Here is a 20,320-nt window from a genome sequence, read left to right as displayed (position 1 = left end):
CCGCCTGCGTTCCCGCCATTCTTTCCAGAGCAGAGACTGTAAAACGAAATCCATAATACGGGTCCTTTAATCTATCGCTCTCAAGATACTATGCTTGTTATACAACAACCGGAGTTCCCGCCTGCGGCCAGCCCTGCGTGCGACCGATCACAAACGATTCAAAAATTTCATCCAGACTCAAATCCACGACTTCATGATCGATTCCCAATTCGGCTAAATGCTCCACAAAGTCCGCTGCACCATCAACGGTTACCACAAACTGATCATCCAACTGCAGCACATCGAGCAACCCTGCCGGCGGTGAGACTTCAGAGATACCTGTGGAAGTCAAAATAATGCGTTTGACTTCACTGCGCAGTGTTTCGGTAGCAGCATGGCGTATAATTCTGCCGCCATCCAGAATCGCTACTGCGTCCGCGACCGCTTCGACTTCATCGAGTAAATGCGAACTGAACAATACGGTCCGCCCGGCTGCCTGGAGATGTTCGATCAGATCGCGATTGAATTCCTTGCGGGCAATCGTGTCCAGCCCTAACGCGGGATCGTCCAGAATGACCACATTGGGTTCATGCGCGAGGGCCAGTGTTAATCCCAGTTTGACGTTTTGTCCCTTGGAAAGCTGTTCAATTCGCTGATGTCGGGGAATGTGAAAGCGTTCCAGATAATCATCGGCGAGTGACTGATTCCAGGCGGGATAAAAGGGGGCCAGAAAATGACAGAGTTCGATCGGCGTCATCCAGCCATACATCGTCTGGTCTTCCGCCAGATAACCCACACGACGCCGAAGTTCAATCGCATCTCGCGTGGGGTCACAACCATCGACCTGCATTGTCCCGCTATCCGGTTTCAATAAACCGAGCAGCATTCGTATCAAAGTGGTTTTACCGGCTCCGTTTCGCCCCAGTAAAGCCAACGTCTGACCACGGGGAATGTCCAGTGAGACATCATCCAGTACGACATTCGCACCGAATTGTTTATGAACCTGATGAATTCTGATCGCCGATTCTGACATGAGAATCTCCTGATGAAAGGTTACGCGGTTCTGGATTCTGGCTTGTGTTTCTGTTGCGCAGCGGCTTCTGCTTTGAGTTCCCGTTTCACATCCGCAACCGACGCCGTTAACAGCTTCCGCAATTCAGCCGCCGTCAGCCCTAATAAAATGCCACGATGCACGACCGCAGAAAACTCCATTGAAAACTGATCTCGCTGTTCGGCCATCTGTTGTGAAGTTTCTGTCACAGCAGATTGAGGCAGCACGAACGTTCCTTCTCCGTGACGCATTTCGACCAGCCCTTCGGCAGATAAACGCTCATAAACGCGTACAATCGTATTCACATTGACGGTCAACCTCTGTGCCAGCTTGCGAACGGAAGGCAAGCTATCCCCCGGTTTCATAGTTCCTGAAAGACAATGTGCCCGGATTTGTTCCATGATCTGCCGAGAAATCGGCGTCGAAGAACCGCGTTCAATTCGAATATGCATGATGACCCCTCCCAAAGAGTACACAGTACTATAACAGTGAATATTTTCAGGTCAAGACCATTTTTTCACTGTTCGAAGTTTTCGAGAAATCACGAACTCTCGATTCTTTCGAATTTCCTTGCAGAAGTGTGGGGAATCCAGCATAGTTAACATAAACACTCACTGACCCATCTTCAGGATGCTGATTGTTTTCATTCGCTTTGGCTCGAAGTATCTCGCTAACCTGCCCCTGAATAACAGGAGAGACAACATGTCGCAAATGAACCGGCGAACCTGGCTCCAGCAGGCTTCGGCTGCTTCCCTGCCTTTGTTGATGTCAAACACAACCCGTGCTACAGAATCTCCCGCGCGACCGAAGCTGCCCGTTGCCGCTGTCGTTACCGAATACACGCCCAATTCTCACACTGACGTCCTAGTCGGAAAAATCCTCGCAGGGTTTCAACAACAAGGGGGACTGGGACCTGACCTGTATCTTGCCTCGCTGTATACCGATCAGGTTCCCGAGCGCGACATGAGTCGGGCATTGTCCCGCAAATACAAATTCCCCATCGCTGCCACCATTGAAGAAGCCCTCACACTGGGAACTAATCAAGTTCAAGTCGCCGGCGTTCTGAGCATTGGAGAACATGGAACATACCCCCACACGCCGAAGACGAAGCAGCATATGTATCCCCGCAAACGGTTTTTCGATGAAATTACGGCGACATTCAAAAAGTACGACAAAGTAGTCCCGGTGTTTAATGACAAGCATCTTGCCTATCGGTGGCGGGATGCAAAAGCCATGTATGACACCTCTCGCAAAATGAACTTTCCGCTGATGGCGGGTTCCTCACTGCCAGTGACATGGCGCAAGCCAGCATTAACACTACCTGAGGATTGTGAAATTGAAGCGGTCTTAACCGTCGGTCGTGGCCAATTTGAAGCACATGGATTCCATGCACTCGAAGCACAACAATCACTGATTGAACGTAGAACAGGTCCCACCGGAGTCATCGCCGTACAGACGGCGCGGGGCTCGCAAATCTGGGAGGCAGAACGGCAGGGTCTGTGGGCACGTCCCATGTTACAGGCGGCGCTGGATGTGATCCCGAATGTCGCCAAGGGAGACTGGGAAGACATCCTGAAAGACGACAGTGCCTTCTATTTCCTGGAACATCAGGACGGCTTAAAAAGCACCATCGCGATGGCCAACCGCCTGAGTGTGCACTATGCCGTCGCGGTGAAGCTGCGCGGACAGGAAAAACCGCTGGCCACCTGGTTCAAACTGGAACTGAATCCCCCCTTCGGCCATTTTGCGTATCTGCTCAAAGCCATCGAACAAATGATCCACACCAATCAGGTTTCGTATCCGGTCGAACGTACGTTACTCACAACTGGCATTTTAGACGCGGTGATGCACAGTCTGGCTGCGAACGGAAAACGGATCGAAACGCCACAGCTGGCGATCGATTATGAGAATGGAAATTGGCCTTTTGCGAATCAGAATCGGAAACACTAGAGTACATCCCCTTTAACCATAGCGTCCCTCGTTCTATGATACTCGGTCTAAATCGCCCTGAAGACGCTACAGTAAACCTGGACACAGGCTCAATTTCAGCGATCGGGACTACTTCAGTTCCTCGCACAAGCGTTTTGCTAAAATGTGTACATTTTCTGCAGTCAGACACAACGGATTAATGGTCAGCAAGCCTTCGTGTAATCGAGCATGGTTCACATAAATCGGCGGCGATCCCTGACGCAGTCGCTGACAGACTTCAAACGCGGTTCCCACACTCTCTTCATCAATATGAATATCTAGAAGAGGCCAGCGCTCACTGCTGAACGGCGTGGCCAGATAACAGGTGGCGTTAACATTCGCCAGTTCCAGCTCCTCGCCGATTAATTCCAACCAGGATCGAAATTCCTGATTCTGCGCGTCGTATGCTCCCGAGGCAAACAGATCGAGCGCCGTCAGGAGCGCGACGATTTCTTCCTTGGAAACCTTCAAAGCCCGGCCGATTCCATGCCGGGGCAAGCCATGAAACAATGACGTATCGATCAAATCAGCGGGAGGCTGCCAGAGCTCGTAATGGTCGTCCATGTCGAGCATCTGTAATGCGGCCGAAGAAATCAACTCGCGTTTGCCACATAATAACCCGGTTGACTGCGGTCCCCGAATCGCCTTCCCACCACTGAAGGCAACCAGAGCAGCGCCTGTGGCTGAGATCGCCTTCAAATTGGCACGAGGAGGCAGTTCGCCCGCCGCATCGACTAGAACCGGCAAATCATGTTGTCGCGCGACTTCAACGACTTCTGTTAATGTCGGCTGTGAATTAGCCGCATGCACATACACGATACCTGCGGTGTTCTCGTTAATCGCAGCCGCGTACTCCCAACTTTCCGTACGACGCACTCCGGCATTGGAAACAATTTCATTGAAGCCAACCTCAACCAGTCTTGCTCCCGCAGCACGAACGGCATGGTCGTAACCGCTGCGCTGCTCCCGCGCAATGATGAATTCATGCGGAAATCCGTCACAGTGAGGTAGCTGTTCCATCCGCTTTAAATCATGACCTGCCAGAATCGCCGCCGTTCCCAACGTCAGAGCGCCCGCCGCTCCTGAAGTCACCAGCCCCGCTTCCGTTCCTGTATGCCCGGCGATTTTTTTCGAGGCAGCCGCCTGAAGCTGCTCCAGTGGAACCGACTCACCCGCAGCTTCGCGAAATGCATCGAGTACTTCGGATGACATCGGTGCCCCGCCCAGCCGAGTCACGCTGCCGCAAGCGTTAATGATCGGCGCCACGCCGAATCTTTGATAAATACTCATCAGTGACCATCTCTCTGAAGAACAAAATAAGCCAGGAACTTGAGTGCTTCTTACATGCTACTGGCAGGAATCGCGGGAGCATTGCCCCCCGCGTGTCAGAGTGAATTCACTTGCCAAAGCGTTCCAGCGCCCAGTTTTTGAACACGCCGCGTGCCTGCGCCCCTTTGCCCGGAAAACCGCCATGCTGCACCATCCAGATCACGACGATTCCTTTCTCGGGATAGATTTCCATATTCGTCGCGTGGGCTCCACCGTGCCCGAACCAGTCCGAACCAACGGCCAGTCCGAGTCCATAACTCTGTTTAACAGAGTCCGGCGTCTGTCGTTTTGTCAGTTCTTTAAACGCCGCTTCACTTAAATAACGCCGCCCATTCAATTCGCCACCATTAAGCAGCATCTGACAGTAAGTCCCGGTATCTTGCGCCGTGGAAAACAGACCGCCGGCTGGCATGGGAAACCGACGATTCCGATCAGTGAGCGGGTAGGTCAGCTGGTTCAGAGGAAACTCGACTAAATCTGTTTTTGCAGCATCGGGTCGATACGACTTTGCCAGACGAGCAACTTGCTCTGCATTGGGCCAGAAAGTGGTGTCTTTCATTCCGAGGGGATCAAACAGCCTCTGCTGCATGAAGTCTTCGTATTTAGTGCCTGTCACCACTTCGATGATTCTCGCAGCCGTGTTGATGCCGGCATTGGAGTATTGGTAGTGTGTACCGGGCTCGGTTTGCAGTGGTGTCATCGCATAACTGCGTACGGCTGCTTCCAGCGGAAGCGCATCGAGCGTCGGCACTTCAACGGCTGATTTAAAGGGCAATCCGCTCACATGACTGAGCACTTCCCGGATCGTAATCGGATGGGTTGGCTTGTGAAGTAGCACGTGCTTGTTATCTTTTTCAGCCACAACCATCTGACCGCGAAATTCAGGCAGGTACTTTTCGACTGGATCATCCAGCGAAATCTTGCCTTCATCGACCAGCATCATGACCGCGGTCGCCGTCATCCCTTTGGACTGCGAGGCAATCCAGAACATGGCATTCGGTTGTATCGCTTTCGCCCCCGCGATATCAGCAAAACCAACGGTATCCACCGACAGCACTTTGTCCTTGTCGGCCACTAATGCCACAGCGCCTGCCAGTTCATGCCGATCGACAAATGGCTGGAGCACCATTTTCGATGAACTGGGAGATTCGGCGTACAACGGTCCGAGCAGTGTAACAGCAGTTAATAGTGTGAGGACCGTAAATCGGGAAATGTGAAGTCTCATGGGAGTCCTATATTTTGGGTAGCGGAATATTTTGTTCTATCTTAAAGCAACTTCAGGATTCGGGTAAAGGGGCCGAAACCTGGAAACCATGATCCCTGCCCAAAATCAATGGCAAGCAGGAATTACCAGACCAGAAAGCAAATACGCTCTTTCGAACCATTTCATCTGTTTGTACAATGTCTTTAGTAAAGAGTAGAAAGAATCGAAGGGGCTGCTCTTAAGACCAGTTTCTACTTCTTACCGGCAATAATCAATTCATAATGTGAGACGACTTGATGAGAGCATCATTTTAATGAGCAATTCGAATCAGCAAAAAACGCGTATTATGATTGTCGATGATCATCCCATTGTCAGAGAAGGATATTCGCGGCTGATTGAACGAGAACCCGACCTTCAAGTCTGCGCAGAAGCAGATAGCAAAGTCGGTGCGATTAAGCAGATCATGGACGATCCTCCCGATCTGGTTATCGTTGATCTCTCTTTGAAAGATGGCAGTGGCCTGGAATTGATCAAAGATATCAAATCCCAATTCAAACAGATCAAAATGTTGACGGTCTCAATGCACGATGAAAAATTATTTGCAGAACGGTGTATTCGGGCGGGTTCGCTGGGGTATGTAAATAAACAACAGGCCGCGGGGCAATTAATCGAAGCCATTTACCGGGTCCTCAAGGGGAAAGTCTTCCTCAGTTCCGAGATCACAGAGCGTATGATCTGCCGCTCAGTCGGTTCCGAAAATTACTCTGACGCATCCCCCATTGAAAGTCTCTCTGATCGTGAGCTGGAAGTCTTTGAACAAATCGGTCAGGGAGAAACGACACGCCAGATTGCTGCAAAACTGAATTTGAGCCCCAAAACCGTGGAAACCTATCGGGAAAATATCAAACACAAGCTGAATCTGGATAACGCAACGGAATTAACCCAGAATGCAATCCAGTGGGTGCTTGAAAAAAACTAAAGGAATTGCCGAGTTCCAGTTTCATCAGGCTGGTATGACAGTCCAGGCTGAGCAAGCCCATTGTGGCCTGTCACACAAAAGCCCACGTTCCCCAAGTTCAATACCACATTTCCACTGGGGTATTTCCCGATAGCAGCATCAGAAATTCACCCTCATGCTCTCGCTCTCTTAGCCTGATGTTCACAGAGTTTGATATCGATAAAATAAAACCAACGATGCAGAATTTCTATGTTGTGTTTTAGAAGTACAAAAATGGAATGAGCGTAAAGCCGTTCAATATTTTTGTAGAGGGTTGAGACCATGGTGACCATCAGCAGAAATGACTTACAGAGGCTCATCGTATCATGCCCTGATCTGAAACTCGTCGAGGTTTTGTCCGAAACCTCGTATCAGGAATTTCACTTACGCGGGGCGATTAATATCCCATTGAATCATCATTTTGAGGAACAGTTTCTGCAGAAATTTCCAGATAAATGCCAAACGATCATTGTCTACAGTTTGAATTTCGAATGCCCGATTTCCGAGCAGGCCATGCAGCGTCTGTTGGAGTTGGGCTACCAGAATATTTATGATTATGAGCCTGGCAAAATCGACTGGAATGCTGCGCAACTTCCCGTCGAGCATGGTCATTACAAGACTGCTGTTTTTACGAAACAACAAGGGTTTCTTTTTCCATGAGCAGTCTGCTCAAATTGCGGAAGCCATGACAGGCTGCCACCGCAGAATATAAAGAGCGTCTCGCAGGAGAACTCACGTGCCTTCGTCTATATGTGCAGGCACGCAGTACAAGTCTCGGATGAAGACGAGGCCTATTCCATACCAGCATTAAAAATGAGGCTCGATATTTCTTTCAACAACCAATTCGTTAGTTAATGTCTTAACCCCATCCAACGACAAAACCCGGGTCTGGGCAACCTGTTTTAAGAAATAAGTAGGAACTTCTCCCTCCAGAAATACAGCTCCCTGATCTACCACAACGCGCACTCGAAACAACGGAGCATAACCTGAATTTCTCAGGGCCCGTCTGATCCGCGCCATAAGTTGATTGTCTGGATTGGGAAGCAATACGCTCCGCGTCTCTCCTTGTAGTTTCACCATTCTCTCCTTAGTTTTGACTGGCAGAATAAATAAATCAGGCAGCATAACAAAAAACAGTACAGGATTCCCTGCCAGCAACCTCAGGGAATTCATCAGAACAGCAGCGATTAAAGGACTAACTGATCCTGCTCATGGGGCTGCTCTGACAGGTACAACTCATCCTCACATAAGGGCTCGACGGGGACCTCATTTCGCCGAATCGGGATTTTCCGGGAACATTCGATTCCCAGTTTCACTTTTCCCCCTCGAACTCGGACAACCGTCAATACAATATCATCTGCAATCCGAATCTGTTCATTTTTTTTGCGTGTTAAAACGAGCATGACGTCCTTTCCCTGAATGGAGTGTACGCGAAATCTGATTCTGGCAAGAATAACGCGCCAAAAACGCCAGCCGTTCCAGCGTCCCTCGATCAAAATAAAGCAAACGTTGCCGACAGTCCTCACTTAATACGGTCGGATGGGCAGCTTGAATCACCCGCGCCAATTCCTCTCGCGTCATCCGACGGACTTGTTCGTTCGACAGATCAGCAATCAATGTATAATCTAATGCCTCTGCCTGATCTTCCCACATTAATTGATTCCGAGGGCGGGCGTCACTCTGTTTTTGTTCTGATCCCGTTGAGCTGCCTGTCGTATGCATAATGTTCATTCCCTGGAGAGAGTGCTTGAACCAAGATGAAAAATACGAAAAACATCCCTGCCCCTTATGCTCAGAGTTTTCCTTCCTACATCAATCTGAGACGCCGATAGTACATTCCATTACAATTGAGCACACGAGTCATGTCGCTAACCTGACTCTCTCGCACTATCTTTCCTCTAGACGATTCATCCATAAAGCATATTTCGATTATGAATTTCCTGTTAATCCCAATTCTGTCTCGCTACAACAGAGAGTTACTATGACTCACAGCAAAATGTGTTTCTGAAGCGAATCACCCATTGCACACTACATTACAGACTCTGTCATTTTTAGAAAACGGGGAATCTGTCCAAATTTGAGTAGGGGAATTCCCTAGACTCACTCTGCTGGGAAAACATCGTCGTGGGGAGCTTATTTACAGTTTCAGTGCGAATGGCTATTTTGAAGGTTTAATTCAGTTTAAGGGGGCCGTTTGAAGACCACATCCGGAAATAAAATGACTAGCATGCGCAATCCACAAGGCTTACCAGTTTTGCTGGTGGAACCAGATTCCGATTCACGGGCTCAGCTGACCCAGATATTGGAGAGCGATGGTTACCACATTGATATTGCCGAAACGCAGGCGCAAATGCTGGACCGAAATAACTGGTCTGATTACTTCCTGATTGTTCTCGAACACGACCTCCCCGATGGGAGAATTGACGAACTTTTACCCAAGCTGAAACAACTGGCGCCGCATACTGAGCTACTGGTGATCACATCTCAACACAGACTTGAGAATATGATCATCGCCTTTCGGAACGGAATCGCCGACTATTTTGTCAAGCCAATCGACGCTGATTTATTTCGCGCTTCGTTAAAACGAATTCTGCAAAACAAGACTGTCTCCAGCAAATTACGCCAGATACAGGCACAACTCAAGGCCATCGTGGAAGCAGCCATCGAAGCGGTGATCACGATTGACCGCAGGGGCATCATCCAATCGTTTAACCCGGCGGCTGAGAAAATGTTTGGCTATACTGCCAGCGAGATTATTAATCAAAACGTCAGTCTACTGACTTCACTCCCCACGCGAGCGCACCACGATGAATACATCGCCCGCTATCTGGAAACGGGAATCTCAGAAATTGTCGGAGCCAGACGGGAGCTGAAAGCCTGCCGCTGTGATGGATCGACCTTCCCTATTGAACTCTCGGTGACGGACATCCCTCAATTTGGCATCTTTGCCGGAATTATCGCTGATATCAGCGAACGCAAACAGGCAGAGCAAAAACAGAAAGAATTGTCCCGCGCCATCGCAGTCGCTGGACAGCAGGAACGTCGCAACCTTGCTAATATTCTGCACGATCATCTGCAGCAAGTCTTGGTCGGCGTGCGGATCCATCTAGACATTGCGAAAAATGATACTGCAAATCAAGACGTAAAACAGACCCTGATACGCGCCGATGAGCTACTCAATCAAGGCCTGGAAATCACGCGTTCCCTAACGGCAGAGCTGAATCCGGTTGTATTACATGAGGAAGGGCTGGCCACGGCGCTGGAGTGGTTAGCCCATAATATGAAAGAACGTTATAAATTAAGCGTAACTCTGGATCTCGATCACCGTGCCAACCCGCAAAATGAAACAACAAAAATTGTTTTATTTGAATGCATCCGCGAACTGCTGTTTAATGTCGTCAAGCATTCTCAAATGAAGGAAGCCCATGTCAGTATGACGCACCTGCCGAACCATGATATTGAACTGACTGTCTCTGATAAGGGCATCGGCTTTGATACGCGGCAACTTGACCACCGGCTCCCCGATGCCAATGGAATCGGCCTCAGCAATATCGAGTTTCGTCTGTCACTCATCAAAGGGAAATTCTGGCTGGATTCTCACCAGGGTGAAGGCACAACCGCGCATATCATCGCCTACCTGAATTCCGATAAAGTAAGCGATCCCAACCCAGATGCCTGAAATCAGGGGATGACAATACTTTTTCACTGAATCCAGGCATTCCTGAACAACTGCACTATAGCCAGCGTTCCTGTTTCGTCTATGATTAAGAGTGCCTCGTTATTTTCAGCAAATGTACCAACTTCTCTGTTTCTCTGTCCTTATTCAGAGCAACAGATTCTACGACATACAATCCCGCTTACTCACAGCAGAATGAGAATACTTTATGAATCGTCCCACCAATCTGGCGGAACTTCGCGAAAGCGGCTGGCAAAGCAAAACGGTCAAACGTGAGATTTACGATAACTTAATGCGTGCCCTGCAAAGCGGCGATGAACTCTTCCCCGGCATTGTCGGCTACGATGATACCGTGATTCCCGATATTGTGCTGTCTTTGTTGTCTGAACATGACATGCTGTTCCTGGGAGAGAAAGGACAGGCCAAAAGCCGCATCATGCGGTTGCTGGTGCGTTTCCTCGATCCAGAAATCCCCTATCTCGACATCCCCGACTCCCCCGTTCACGATGATCCCTACCAGCCCATCACCAGCGCAGGACGAACGTTCCTGGCCAACACTCCCGATCAGGAAGTGCCGATTGGCTGGTGGTCCCGCGATGACCGTTATGCGGAACGACTGTCCCCCGGAACCAAATTTGCCGACGTCATCGGCGAAATTGATCCCGCCAAACTCGCACACGGCGAAAGTATGTCCGCCGAAAGTGCCCTGCACTTCGGTCTGATCCCGCGCATGCATCGCGGCATCTTTGCCATGAATGAACTGCCTGAGCTGGATGAACTCGTGCAGGTTGGCCTGTTCAACATTCTGGAAGAACGCGACGTCCAGATTCGCGGCTATCCCATTCGCTTCGACCTCGACCTGCTGATCCTGTTTTCTTCCAATCCGTCAACGTTCAACCGAAGCGGTAAAGTAATCCCACAATTGAAAGACCGCATCGGCTCGGTCGTTCACACGCATTACCCGCGTGACCGCAGCCTGGGGATTGAAATCATGGAACAGGAAGCAGACGTGGAACTGGATGGCGAAGTGCCGGTAGTCGTGCCCTATTTCATGCGGGAAATCATCGAACAGATCACTGTCGCCGCCCGGGCTTCCAAATACGTCGATCACGATTCCGGCGTGAGTGCCCGGTTCAGTATCGCCAACTATCGCATGATGGTCGCTTCCGCCCGCAGGCGTGGTGCCGTCCTCGGTGAAAAACCGTCGGTCCCCCGCATCAGCGATCTGGGGCACCTCTACTCTTCTTCACTGGGAAAACTGGAACTGGACCTGATGGGAGCCAGCCAGATGTCCGAACGTCAAGTGCTCGATGCTATCATCGCCCAGGCGATTCAAGATGTGTTCCAGGAATACATCGTCGAACACGGCTTGGCAGAAATCAGCGAAATCTTCGCACAAGGCATCAAGATCGAAGTGGGAGACATGCTGCCGTCATCACAATACGCAGAGCGACTCAAACGGGTGCCTCCCATCTGGGACAAAGCTTTTGAAGTTAATGCATCCGGTGATGAGGCGATTCGTGCGTCCTGTATTGAATTCGTTCTGGCCGGCCTGTATGCCAACAGCAAAATTTCACGCTCGCAGGATCACGGTCGCATCACTTATGAAACCTGATCGGAATTCCGTTCTCAAATCACTCTCTTCAGAGAGATCGAGATACCTTTATGACTGACAAACGACTGACCGGCGGGATTATTCATACGTACCAGAAGTACGATCCGAAACGCATCCCCGATCCGATGCAGCCGCCCCCCGATCTGGTTTCCCCTGCGCTGAACCATATGATGTATTATGGCTCAATGCGGGAACTGACCGAGGAAGAGCTGGCGCGGGCGATTCGCCTGGATCCTAGCCAGATTGCCGGTCTCGGCCCCAGTCTGGATGCCCTGCTGGCAATGCTGGAAGAACGCAAACGCAAAATTCTGGAAACGTATGAAACAGATAGCGTCCGCAAAAAAGCCCGCCGCAGTTATCTCGATTATGCAAAACAGCTACAGCCTCCCAAACGGCAAAAAGATTTCTTTCATCAGGCCGTTCGCGCAGAGCAGATCTACGACCTGGAACGACTCTGGTACAAGGTTAATGATGATCAAAGCCCGTTCTCTCAAGGTCTGGTCCAACTGGTGGATCGCCTGGGTGACAAATACGAAATTGACGAGCTGGCGGCCAATTATTATTTCACAGGACGCACTTCCCTGACGATTCCAGAAGCGTTGGAAATCAAAGCGGAACTGGAAAAAATTGACGAACTGCTCAAACAACTGGAAGAAGCCCGCGAGACCGCACAGATCGCCATCATCGACATGGAAGCCCTTTCTGAATTCACTCAGCCGGGTGATGTCGAATCGCTGCAAGCGATGCAGAAACAGGTCCGCGATCTCATGCGAGAAATGGCCGACCAGCAAGGGCTGGAATTCTCGAAAGGCCAGTTTCAACTGACTCCCAAAGCGTATCGCCTGTTTCAGAGTCGCATTCTGGAGCGAATCTTCAGCGACCTGCAGGCATCACGCACCGGACGGCACGGCGGCCCGGTTATCGGCGAAGGTGCAGTGGAAATTCCAAGCACGAAACCATATGAGTTCGGGGATTCGGTCTCAAACATGGACATCGTGCAATCCTTCACCAATGCGATTCTGCGAGACGGACCAGGCTTGCCGATTCGTTTGAAATCAGATGATCTGGTGATTCATAAAACACGCAACTCGCCTAAATGTGCAACCACCGTTCTGATGGATATGAGCGGCTCAATGCGCTACGAAGGTCAATACGTCAACGTGAAGCAGATGGGTCTGGCGCTGGAAGCATTGATCCGCGGCGAATTTCCCGGCGATTATCTGCAATTCATCGAGATGTACTCATTCGCGAAACCGTGTACCGCCGGTGAGATTGTAGAGCTGATGCCCAAACCGGTCACGATCTTCGATCCTGTGGTCCGTTTGAAAGTGGATATGAGCGACGAACGAATCAGCGAGCAAGTCGTGCCTCCGCACTTTACGAATATTCAACACGCACTCCAGCTTTCACGGCACTTCCTCGCAACACAGGACACGCCCAATCGGCAAATCATCCTGATTACCGACGGCCTGCCCACCGCGCACTTTGAAGGTGAAATGCTGTACCTGTTGTATCCGCCCGATCCGCAAACCGAAGCCGCCACGATGCGCGAAGCCCATTTATGTAAACGCGAAGGCATCACGATTAATATCTTTCTGATCCCCAGCTGGTCCCAATCCAGCGAAGACATCCAGTTCGCCCATCGTCTGGCCGAAGCCACACAAGGCCGCGTCTTCTTCACCGCCGGCAGCGACCTCGACCGCTACGTCGTCTGGGACTACGTCAAACAACGCCGCGATATCATCGGTTAACGAAACCAGGCCCAACGATAGTGATCGCCGGGCCTGACTCATTTCGTTACTATTTCATCTGGTAGATTTGGAACGGTTTTTATTTATCCAGATCGTCGAGTTCAATCATCAGATGCAATTCATTTTCAATTGGTATATTGACACCCCCGAATGTCAACTTACCAACCACTCTCAAAGAGATTTCTGTTGGGGGATCTCCCTTCGAAAAGTTTTCATCTAAATATCCCTTTACCATCTCTTTGATATTTTGATGAAAAGTATAGTAGTCACTCAATTCGATCACATAAGCGTCCCGTTTTGCATCGTGCCTCATCTTTAATGAGTCGAAAGGATTTGATTTCTCTTTCGGACCTAAAACGGTTGACAGCCCTTGCCCCGAGTAGACGACACTTGCCACAATCGCTTTGCTATCGTTAGCATGCGCAACTAGGTCATTTCCGGGAATAGAAATCGTCAGTTCATGAGGTTCTCCAACTTTAATCCCTATATTTTCAATCTCATAGGCCGTTTTTTCGTCAGCCCCGGTTCCAGTCTTTTTAGCTTTATACCCATACTCCAGAACCACATTCTGTCGATCCCAGAGATAACTTTGTAAAGCGGCTGACTGACTGCCCGGAATCACCGGAATCGCCAGATGACCAGACACGCCGTAAGGCGTCGCCACATGCACGTCCACAAAGCCGTTCGGAAACTCCCGGCTATTCTCTTTATGAATTACCTGGACACCAGCTGGAATCCGCACTTCCATCACATCCCGACTGAGCAGCGAAAAGGCCGCGTTTCGATTTCCGGTCAGCACTTTGGTTTCGTGCACACTGAAATGATTTCCTACCAGAAACAACGTCGTTTCCTTGGCAGGATTGATGCCGGGTTGACCGTAATAGTCGATCAACTCGGGCGCCAGGTCGGTAATACCGGAAGAGAACATTTCAAATCCACCCAATGTATTTTCATTGGGCACACGGGCATACACGGTCTGCATCGGCAGCTTACTGGCGACCTGATGCACACGTCGCATGATCCGTTCGACTTCACCTTCCCGGTAGCGGTCCGCTTCACAGACCACATCTTCCAGCGCCAGTTCCATACACCGAATATCCTCACTCCAACGGGTATTTTCCAGCATCGAGGAGCGAGTTTTATGACCATCCCAGGGCCGCGTCATTCCGGACAGCTTGAAATACTGGCCATGCGAATCAAACGTCACATGCTCAATGAATGAAGGCATCAGAACAACCGCCACACACTCCCGCATGCCGGGTTCCAGTTCCCATTGTTTTCGAAGTTCATCTTTGGAAGGACCTCCGATCAGCATATCTTTGACGAGAACTTTGAAATTATTATCGATTGGCGGCGACTGCACGCGTGGATAAAACCGCCAGCCGAATGTATCAGCCCCATGTCCAAACGCGACTGCCGTTGAGTTCAAGGCGATGGTCTGCATATCGATCTCAATCCGCCGCGAATAGCGTGTCATGTTTTGGGCGTTGATCTTACCTGCAGAAAATGCCAGTGCCAACGCGAGTTGCATTTCGCGACGCATACTAAAAGAATCTGTGATATTCTGATCCTGTCGTTGGGGATCAAGGGCAAACACATGAATGGGCCAGCGACATTTGACATATTCGACGAATGCCTGCTCGGCCGCAGGATCGGAGCGCAGTTCGCTGTCATCCATCCCGGGATACTCCGATTCCGTCATCTTAAAATCGGTACCAAAGAAACAATGCTTGCCGGTACACATGCAGTTGCATTTCGGGTCACGGCTGACCCGTTTGATATCTTCATTGAGCTGCTCATTGAGGAGCGACGCTTCGACCAGAACCGCCCAGGCCAGAGAGCTGACCGTGGTCGGCAGAAGATTGAGCTTTTTGTTATCATTCCCCTCTTCATTCTTGGCATAGTTCTTTTTATTGAGAGTACCATCAAATTTCTGAGCGTCAAAGAGATCAGAACGGTGGAATATCCCCGGATCAGGCTGCTTTTCCAATATCCGATGTGTTTTCCATAACTGCTGTCGCAGCCTCTGTAATGTAGAATAATCTTCCGTACGGACCGCTTTATTAATCGTCTCACACAGTGCCATGCGGACTTCCTGTGGTGCCATCCCCTCGGGACTGCCAATCTGAGTTGCCAGCGTATTCCATAATTTGGGATTCGACTTCAGATAATCATAGGCAGCTTCCAGTTCTTCCCGCAGAAACCCCCGGACGTCGGAAAGATGAGTATCATGATCGACTGGCTTGCGCTGATAAAACTGATAGCTGATGGCCACCAGTTGGCGTTCCCCGAACACATTCACAACCTGAGTAGGAGGAATTGGATTTCGAGCCCGACGATTGCCGGGTGCCACCATCACAACCTGACTTGAATTCTGCTCGATAGCTTTTTGATCTTTGACACGTTTAATTGCATCTGGAGCAGAGACTTTTGTTGATAACATCTGTGCTCTGACGTCAGTAGGCGGAGGCGGATTAGCTCCAGCATTGCCTTTTTCCGGAATCACATCCGGCGCACGTCCCATTGCTTCCTGAAGTTTCAATACCGACAGACTCAATTCGTCCACCAGATCATTGATCACCAGTTCCCGAAAGACACGGGGCAGTATTTCTCCTGAAATATGGGGCGTCGCCGTGACAGTCACCTCGGCCCCATGACCTTTGCGCGTATGGTAGCCCGGTAACACAGAGACGGGAATTCGTACCAGATTCAAAGAGTACCCCGGCGCATCGGCCGTGTCGTCCCCTTCATTCACGCGACGAATTTCATTCAAGTGATCCAGATACCGTTTTAACTGATCCAGTTGAATCGTCGGCTCTAGCCCATATTTCATATCCTTGAAAGCACTATTCGTATCGGTAAGATTAGGATTATTATAAATATTAGTCCGCACGATCGGTGAATTAGTTGTTCCTGTTGCGGCTATACCAGAAACAATCGGCTGTCCTTCAGACATTTGCTGCAATATATTGTAATTATCTGTCCCAGGTATCCCTACCGTAGTACCATTGGCAGTCTCTTTACCTACGGAAGAAGCGGCAGCCTGAATGGCCAGAGCATTAGACAGATAAGCCTGGTCGCTACGTTGAATCGACGCATTCATCATGATTTTGAATTCGTTGACCTTCTTGGCCATCACGCGTTCGAATTCCTGACGGTGTTTCGTCAGACGCGATTCGCCCCAGACGTCAGGTGCTTTAATGACGACGGTTCCATCCTTACCGATTTTGTGCTCCATATGGTCGAGCTTCACCGCCACGCGTTCCATGGAGGTTTGAGGCTTTGATTTCTTGGAAAACCAAGGCAGCCCGCCTCCGGCCATCAGACAATCAACGGCTGGATTCCCCACCGTGATCGTAGACACCAATAAGATGCGAACAAGACAATCCTTATACTTAAACATGGTCACCTTCCTTGGAACCATTCCGTGCCAAGACTTGAACGTGATGATCAAGCCAAATGATTCACCTTATAAATAACAGCCCTACTATTGGTCAAAGTCTCAGATCTATACACAAGATCTCACACCACATTCAAAATCGGCCTTCTGTGTCGTCTTGTTCAGGGTGATTTCCCCCAATTCAATGATTAAATAGGGAAGAATCAAGATTTCGCTCATGATCCGAATATTCGACACAATTAGAACCCGGTTGAGTGAGCGCCAGAAGGAATCTGGAGGTACTTCTTTTTTAGTTTTTCAGCTGGAAATCAGGACTTTCCCGAGAAATGTGTCCATCCAGCATTGTACCAACTGAGAATCAGCAAATTCGTTATTTTCCACTCAAACCCCCTATTCACACTTTTGTCGCCAGTACATTCACGTGTACAATGACACTACAGTACCCATTAGTCCACAACCGAGAAAGGACCATACCGATGTCTCGATCGAGCACACTACCATTTGTCACCTTGCTATTGTTTTTGGGTCTTAGCCCAAACACTGAGGGAGCTCAAACAAATGAAAATACAGTCAAGGTCCAGAGTATTACTTTATTGGAAAACAAGACGGCGAAAATCAAATTCGAGATTCATGTAGAAGCTCCCAAGAGTGATGTCGAGATTAACCTGGAAAATATTACCGATCCGAAAACGATTGAGAGTACAGTGAAGATCGAGAAGAATGGCAAAGGCCAAATCACTCGTAAGTTTGATAAAAAAAAGTTGAAACTGACTTTAAGTAAAGGAGATTATCAACTCGAATATATTGATCCTACAATTACCATTACTGGTCCGGCGTATCGAGTAGAAATTCAGCAGGATCAAATCACGAGCCAAATCGAAGGAACACTATCCGGAAACGTGAGTGTCAAAAATGGAACCAAATACCCCTGGAATGGATCAACAATCATCAAATTTGCTAACACAAAGCAGGAAGAGTCGAAAATTGACACTCTCTCTAAAGACTGTGCTACTGGTGAAACAATAGATTTGTTTTTTGAACAACAAGAAATCCTAAAACAGCCTGCGAAATACACCGTCAGCGTCACTGACTTTAAAGCAGATAAGGCTCATCCTAGTCTGATTGTGGACATGAAAAAGGTCTGGCCACATAATCCGGTTTATTCTCAGTTCCCCGGCAAGATCAAAATTTCCGTCGATGGTAAATGGAATAATTTGTTCACAGAAAAAGACTTCAAAACTGTGACAACAAACTCGAAATTACCGCTGATAAAACTAGATGAACTGACTGTGACTCGTACGGAAACAAATAAAGCCATTGTGAGCTTAGACAATACCGATTTAAGTATTTTGAACGGCGCTTTCAAAGTCGATTATGACTATAAATACACTACAAATCCCGGCCCAATTCTTGCTTTCCAGGTCCCTTCAGAAAAAGATTCCCATTTGCAACCTGGAGCGACTCTCCAAGTAACGCACTCCACGACTCTTCCTTCTGTAAACTTACTGGTTGACACACAAGATCCACTTGACGATATTGCTCCAATTCTGGCATCAATTCACAAAGCGCTGGCAATAAGAGTTGAACTAATCGAAGTGAAAGACCTGAAGCCAAGCGACTTAAAAAAACGTTTCCCTGATGCCTCAAAATACCCAATCACATACCAGCCTCGTAAAAGTCCAGCAAAAAAAACTCTTCTGAGTCAATTTCTTTTGAATCTAAGTCTACTCAATAAAAGCACACCAAGTGCCCCCCTCCTCGATCGATTAAAATCGATCGATAGCAATGCGAAACAAATCTCCTCGTTCTTTGCTCCGATTCCTTCTCAATCGTTATTTCAAGCAACACTACGGAGACTCGCCTTACAGGGCGATCATGACGCAGACATCACGCTGTTCAGAAAACAACGCTCTGAACAAACAAAGTTGGCAAGGAGTTTTATGCAGGTCTATAATGCTCTGGTGCTAGAATCTACAGATATTGTTCAGGTCCGAATTAACTTACAAGCATCTCAGCCAAGAACAACTCGGAACAATGGGTTGCCTAATATTCCTAATTTAATTGAAGCTCAATCAAATAGATTATTCCAATTGGAGTCTAATAATAGATAACCCTTTTTCTGATTTCCTTTTCATTCCGGTTTCCGAATCCAGTGATCATGAAACCGAATGCCGGCCGTCCACTCGACGGCTGGCATGTGGCATTCGATGCAATCTCCCTGTGGCTTCACAGGGCACACGGTTAACTGATCAGCGGCTTGATGACAGGACTGGCATTGCTGGATATATTGTGTCCGGTTATGTGAGGTGGCGTCGTGTGGATCATGACAATTCGCACACGAGAGCTGACCGTCTGATTTCAGATAACATTTGCTTTTCTTTAAGCCATACGGCTGGAAACGAACCAGTTCATTCGGGTCTGCTGTTGCGGAAATATTATTTTCATCCCGATGACATTGTGCGCAGGCGGCAATGTATTGTTCCGCGTTGGCGTAGTTAATCAGTGGCTTACTTTCACCGCCGCGACCGAGCTTTGCCAGTTCAACATGCTGCTGGCGGGGGCCGTGACAGCGTTCACAACCCACGTTCGGTATAAAATAATCCGGATTGAATGGTGCGCTCGGCGGCGGGCCAACCGTCATATGACAGCCTAAACAGGCCAGCACATCCGAAGCCTGCATCGGGCGGCCAAAACACTCGATACTGTTACGGTTATATTCATCATACTGCTCATGATCGGGCGTCAGTCCCAGTCCTTTTTGATTCGCCAGCCAAGACCAGCGCAGCTCGACTCCCTGCCGCCGTTTTTCATCAACGGCGATCGCCGTCTGCGCATGCGTCCCCGAGCCCAGTAGCCAGGTTACTGACAGTGCTGGCATCGTGGGATACGTCTCATCTTTGACAAGAAATTGCCCCGCGCCTGACTGAAATGACCACTGCTGATCGCGACGGGAATCCGGATAAGTATCTAACTTCAATAACTGTTCTGCCAGACGACTTTCATGCATCTGTATTGCGGTCTGTGAATGACCGGAACGCTGGTGTGCCTCAAATTCCTTGCGGTGACAATCCGCGCAGGCTTGATCGCCGGCAAAGTTAGCAGTCAAGAATTGCTTCCAGGCCGACGCAGGATCGTGAGGAGGCAACTCAGTCGCCGATTGCAACTTGTTGTTGGTTCGGCTTTCCGTTTGCGAGGATCTGTCCCCATCATCAGAACAGGAAACGGCGATAGCCATCATGCCCAAGAGCATGACAGCTATCAGCATACGTCTCTGATTGCCGTTAACCTGCTTCAACGATGCACCTTATAAATCGACAGTGTTCAACGGCACTTAAATTGATTGGCTGGAG

The 20,320-nt window shown here is 49.3% G+C and carries 16 protein-coding genes; 7 read left to right on the top strand and 9 right to left on the bottom strand.

Features of this window, described 5'->3' with window-relative positions; genetic code table 11:
- Nucleotides 1-97: 97 nt before the first annotated feature.
- Nucleotides 98-1,012 (bottom strand): ABC transporter ATP-binding protein, encoded by a 915-nt coding sequence (locus AAC022_RS23720; RefSeq protein WP_339735151.1) that lies wholly within the window; start codon nucleotides 1,010-1,012, stop codon nucleotides 98-100.
- Between the two features lie 20 nt (nucleotides 1,013-1,032).
- Entirely contained in the window at nucleotides 1,033-1,482 is a 450-nt protein-coding gene (locus AAC022_RS23715; protein WP_339735149.1) for a GntR family transcriptional regulator, read from the bottom strand.
- Nucleotides 1,483-1,732: 250 nt separating this feature from the next.
- On the opposite strand from AAC022_RS23715, the gene AAC022_RS23710 reads away from it, so the two are divergent.
- Complete coding sequence (locus AAC022_RS23710) at nucleotides 1,733-2,980, top strand: hypothetical protein (protein ID WP_339735147.1); 1,248 nt, start codon at nucleotides 1,733-1,735, stop codon at nucleotides 2,978-2,980.
- Between the two features lie 108 nt (nucleotides 2,981-3,088).
- On the opposite strand, the gene AAC022_RS23705 is transcribed toward AAC022_RS23710, so the two are convergent.
- Together AAC022_RS23705 and AAC022_RS23700 are read right to left on the bottom strand one after the other, a co-directional pair.
- Nucleotides 3,089-4,288, bottom strand: coding sequence for an aminotransferase class V-fold PLP-dependent enzyme (locus AAC022_RS23705; RefSeq protein ID WP_339735145.1), 1,200 nt, complete (start codon nucleotides 4,286-4,288; stop codon nucleotides 3,089-3,091).
- A 106-nt stretch (nucleotides 4,289-4,394) separates the two neighbouring features.
- Complete coding sequence (locus AAC022_RS23700; protein ID WP_339735143.1) at nucleotides 4,395-5,552, bottom strand: serine hydrolase domain-containing protein; 1,158 nt, start codon at nucleotides 5,550-5,552, stop codon at nucleotides 4,395-4,397.
- Nucleotides 5,553-5,844: 292 nt separating this feature from the next.
- Between AAC022_RS23700 and AAC022_RS23695 the strand changes: the two genes are divergently transcribed.
- Nucleotides 5,845-6,510 carry a response regulator transcription factor gene (locus AAC022_RS23695; RefSeq protein WP_339735141.1) on the top strand — a complete coding sequence of 222 codons (666 nt, stop codon included), beginning with the start codon at nucleotides 5,845-5,847 and terminating at the stop codon, nucleotides 6,508-6,510.
- 300 nt (nucleotides 6,511-6,810) lie between these two features.
- The gene (locus tag AAC022_RS23690) at nucleotides 6,811-7,188 is read left to right on the top strand and encodes a rhodanese-like domain-containing protein (protein ID WP_339735140.1); all 378 of its coding nucleotides are present in this window, start codon (nucleotides 6,811-6,813) and stop codon (nucleotides 7,186-7,188) included.
- 147 nt (nucleotides 7,189-7,335) lie between these two features.
- Here the strand turns inward: AAC022_RS23690 and AAC022_RS23685 are convergent, their stop codons facing one another.
- From AAC022_RS23685 to AAC022_RS23675, 3 genes are read right to left on the bottom strand one after another with little or no spacing between them, the layout of a single operon-like run.
- Nucleotides 7,336-7,686, bottom strand: coding sequence for a BON domain-containing protein (locus tag AAC022_RS23685; protein ID WP_339735138.1), 351 nt, complete (start codon nucleotides 7,684-7,686; stop codon nucleotides 7,336-7,338).
- A gap of 29 nt (nucleotides 7,687-7,715) precedes the next feature.
- Nucleotides 7,716-7,931, bottom strand: a complete 216-nt coding sequence (locus tag AAC022_RS23680) for a carbon storage regulator (protein WP_339735136.1) — start codon at nucleotides 7,929-7,931, stop codon at nucleotides 7,716-7,718.
- Entirely contained in the window at nucleotides 7,903-8,250 is a 348-nt protein-coding gene (locus AAC022_RS23675; RefSeq protein WP_339735134.1) for a hypothetical protein, read from the bottom strand. The genes AAC022_RS23680 and AAC022_RS23675 overlap by 29 nt, the downstream gene beginning before the upstream one ends.
- A 496-nt stretch (nucleotides 8,251-8,746) precedes the next feature.
- Between AAC022_RS23675 and AAC022_RS23670 the strand changes: the two genes are divergently transcribed.
- From AAC022_RS23670 to AAC022_RS23660, 3 genes are all read left to right on the top strand, one after another.
- Nucleotides 8,747-10,207: a PAS domain S-box protein gene (locus tag AAC022_RS23670; RefSeq protein ID WP_339735132.1), complete on the top strand. Its 1,461-nt coding sequence runs from the start codon at nucleotides 8,747-8,749 to the stop codon at nucleotides 10,205-10,207.
- Nucleotides 10,208-10,412: 205 nt separating this feature from the next.
- A complete protein-coding gene (locus AAC022_RS23665) occupies nucleotides 10,413-11,819 on the top strand; it encodes a magnesium chelatase (RefSeq protein ID WP_339735130.1) in 1,407 nt (468 codons plus the stop codon).
- A 50-nt stretch (nucleotides 11,820-11,869) separates the two neighbouring features.
- The gene (locus AAC022_RS23660) at nucleotides 11,870-13,570 is read left to right on the top strand and encodes a hypothetical protein (protein WP_339735128.1); all 1,701 of its coding nucleotides are present in this window, start codon (nucleotides 11,870-11,872) and stop codon (nucleotides 13,568-13,570) included.
- A gap of 79 nt (nucleotides 13,571-13,649) precedes the next feature.
- Here AAC022_RS23660 and AAC022_RS23655 read toward each other — a convergent pair whose 3' ends face one another.
- The gene (locus AAC022_RS23655; RefSeq protein WP_339735126.1) at nucleotides 13,650-16,973 is read right to left on the bottom strand and encodes a hypothetical protein; all 3,324 of its coding nucleotides are present in this window, start codon (nucleotides 16,971-16,973) and stop codon (nucleotides 13,650-13,652) included.
- A gap of 473 nt (nucleotides 16,974-17,446) precedes the next feature.
- Here AAC022_RS23655 and AAC022_RS23650 point away from each other — a divergent pair, with 473 nt between their 5' ends.
- Nucleotides 17,447-19,081 carry a hypothetical protein gene (locus AAC022_RS23650; protein ID WP_339735124.1) on the top strand — a complete coding sequence of 545 codons (1,635 nt, stop codon included), beginning with the start codon at nucleotides 17,447-17,449 and terminating at the stop codon, nucleotides 19,079-19,081.
- A 20-nt stretch (nucleotides 19,082-19,101) separates the two neighbouring features.
- On the opposite strand, the gene AAC022_RS23645 is transcribed toward AAC022_RS23650, so the two are convergent.
- Entirely contained in the window at nucleotides 19,102-20,265 is a 1,164-nt protein-coding gene (locus tag AAC022_RS23645) for a multiheme c-type cytochrome (protein ID WP_339735123.1), read from the bottom strand.
- Nucleotides 20,266-20,320 lie beyond the last annotated feature (55 nt).

This window comes from uncultured Gimesia sp. (assembly GCF_963976445.1).
GTDB lineage: Bacteria > Planctomycetota > Planctomycetia > Planctomycetales > Planctomycetaceae > Gimesia.
This window is presented reverse-complemented; position numbering and strand designations above follow the sequence as displayed.

What these genes read in the sequence shown, in the direction of transcription:
- AAC022_RS23665 (WP_339735130.1), top strand. Translation starts at nt 10,413, where the DNA reads ATGAATCGTCCCACCAATCTGGCGGAACTTCGCGAAAGCGGCTGGCAA.
- AAC022_RS23680 (WP_339735136.1), bottom strand. Translation starts at nt 7,931, where the DNA reads ATGCTCGTTTTAACACGCAAAAAAAATGAACAGATTCGGATTGCAGAT.
- AAC022_RS23675 (WP_339735134.1), bottom strand. Translation starts at nt 8,250, where the DNA reads ATGCATACGACAGGCAGCTCAACGGGATCAGAACAAAAACAGAGTGAC.
- AAC022_RS23710 (WP_339735147.1), top strand. Translation starts at nt 1,733, where the DNA reads ATGTCGCAAATGAACCGGCGAACCTGGCTCCAGCAGGCTTCGGCTGCT.
- AAC022_RS23700 (WP_339735143.1), bottom strand. Translation starts at nt 5,552, where the DNA reads ATGAGACTTCACATTTCCCGATTTACGGTCCTCACACTATTAACTGCT.
- AAC022_RS23705 (WP_339735145.1), bottom strand. Translation starts at nt 4,288, where the DNA reads ATGAGTATTTATCAAAGATTCGGCGTGGCGCCGATCATTAACGCTTGC.
- AAC022_RS23650 (WP_339735124.1), top strand. Translation starts at nt 17,447, where the DNA reads ATGTCTCGATCGAGCACACTACCATTTGTCACCTTGCTATTGTTTTTG.
- AAC022_RS23695 (WP_339735141.1), top strand. Translation starts at nt 5,845, where the DNA reads ATGAGCAATTCGAATCAGCAAAAAACGCGTATTATGATTGTCGATGAT.
- AAC022_RS23690 (WP_339735140.1), top strand. Translation starts at nt 6,811, where the DNA reads ATGGTGACCATCAGCAGAAATGACTTACAGAGGCTCATCGTATCATGC.
- AAC022_RS23660 (WP_339735128.1), top strand. Translation starts at nt 11,870, where the DNA reads ATGACTGACAAACGACTGACCGGCGGGATTATTCATACGTACCAGAAG.
- AAC022_RS23715 (WP_339735149.1), bottom strand. Translation starts at nt 1,482, where the DNA reads ATGCATATTCGAATTGAACGCGGTTCTTCGACGCCGATTTCTCGGCAG.
- AAC022_RS23720 (WP_339735151.1), bottom strand. Translation starts at nt 1,012, where the DNA reads ATGTCAGAATCGGCGATCAGAATTCATCAGGTTCATAAACAATTCGGT.
- AAC022_RS23670 (WP_339735132.1), top strand. Translation starts at nt 8,747, where the DNA reads ATGACTAGCATGCGCAATCCACAAGGCTTACCAGTTTTGCTGGTGGAA.
- AAC022_RS23655 (WP_339735126.1), bottom strand. Translation starts at nt 16,973, where the DNA reads ATGTTTAAGTATAAGGATTGTCTTGTTCGCATCTTATTGGTGTCTACG.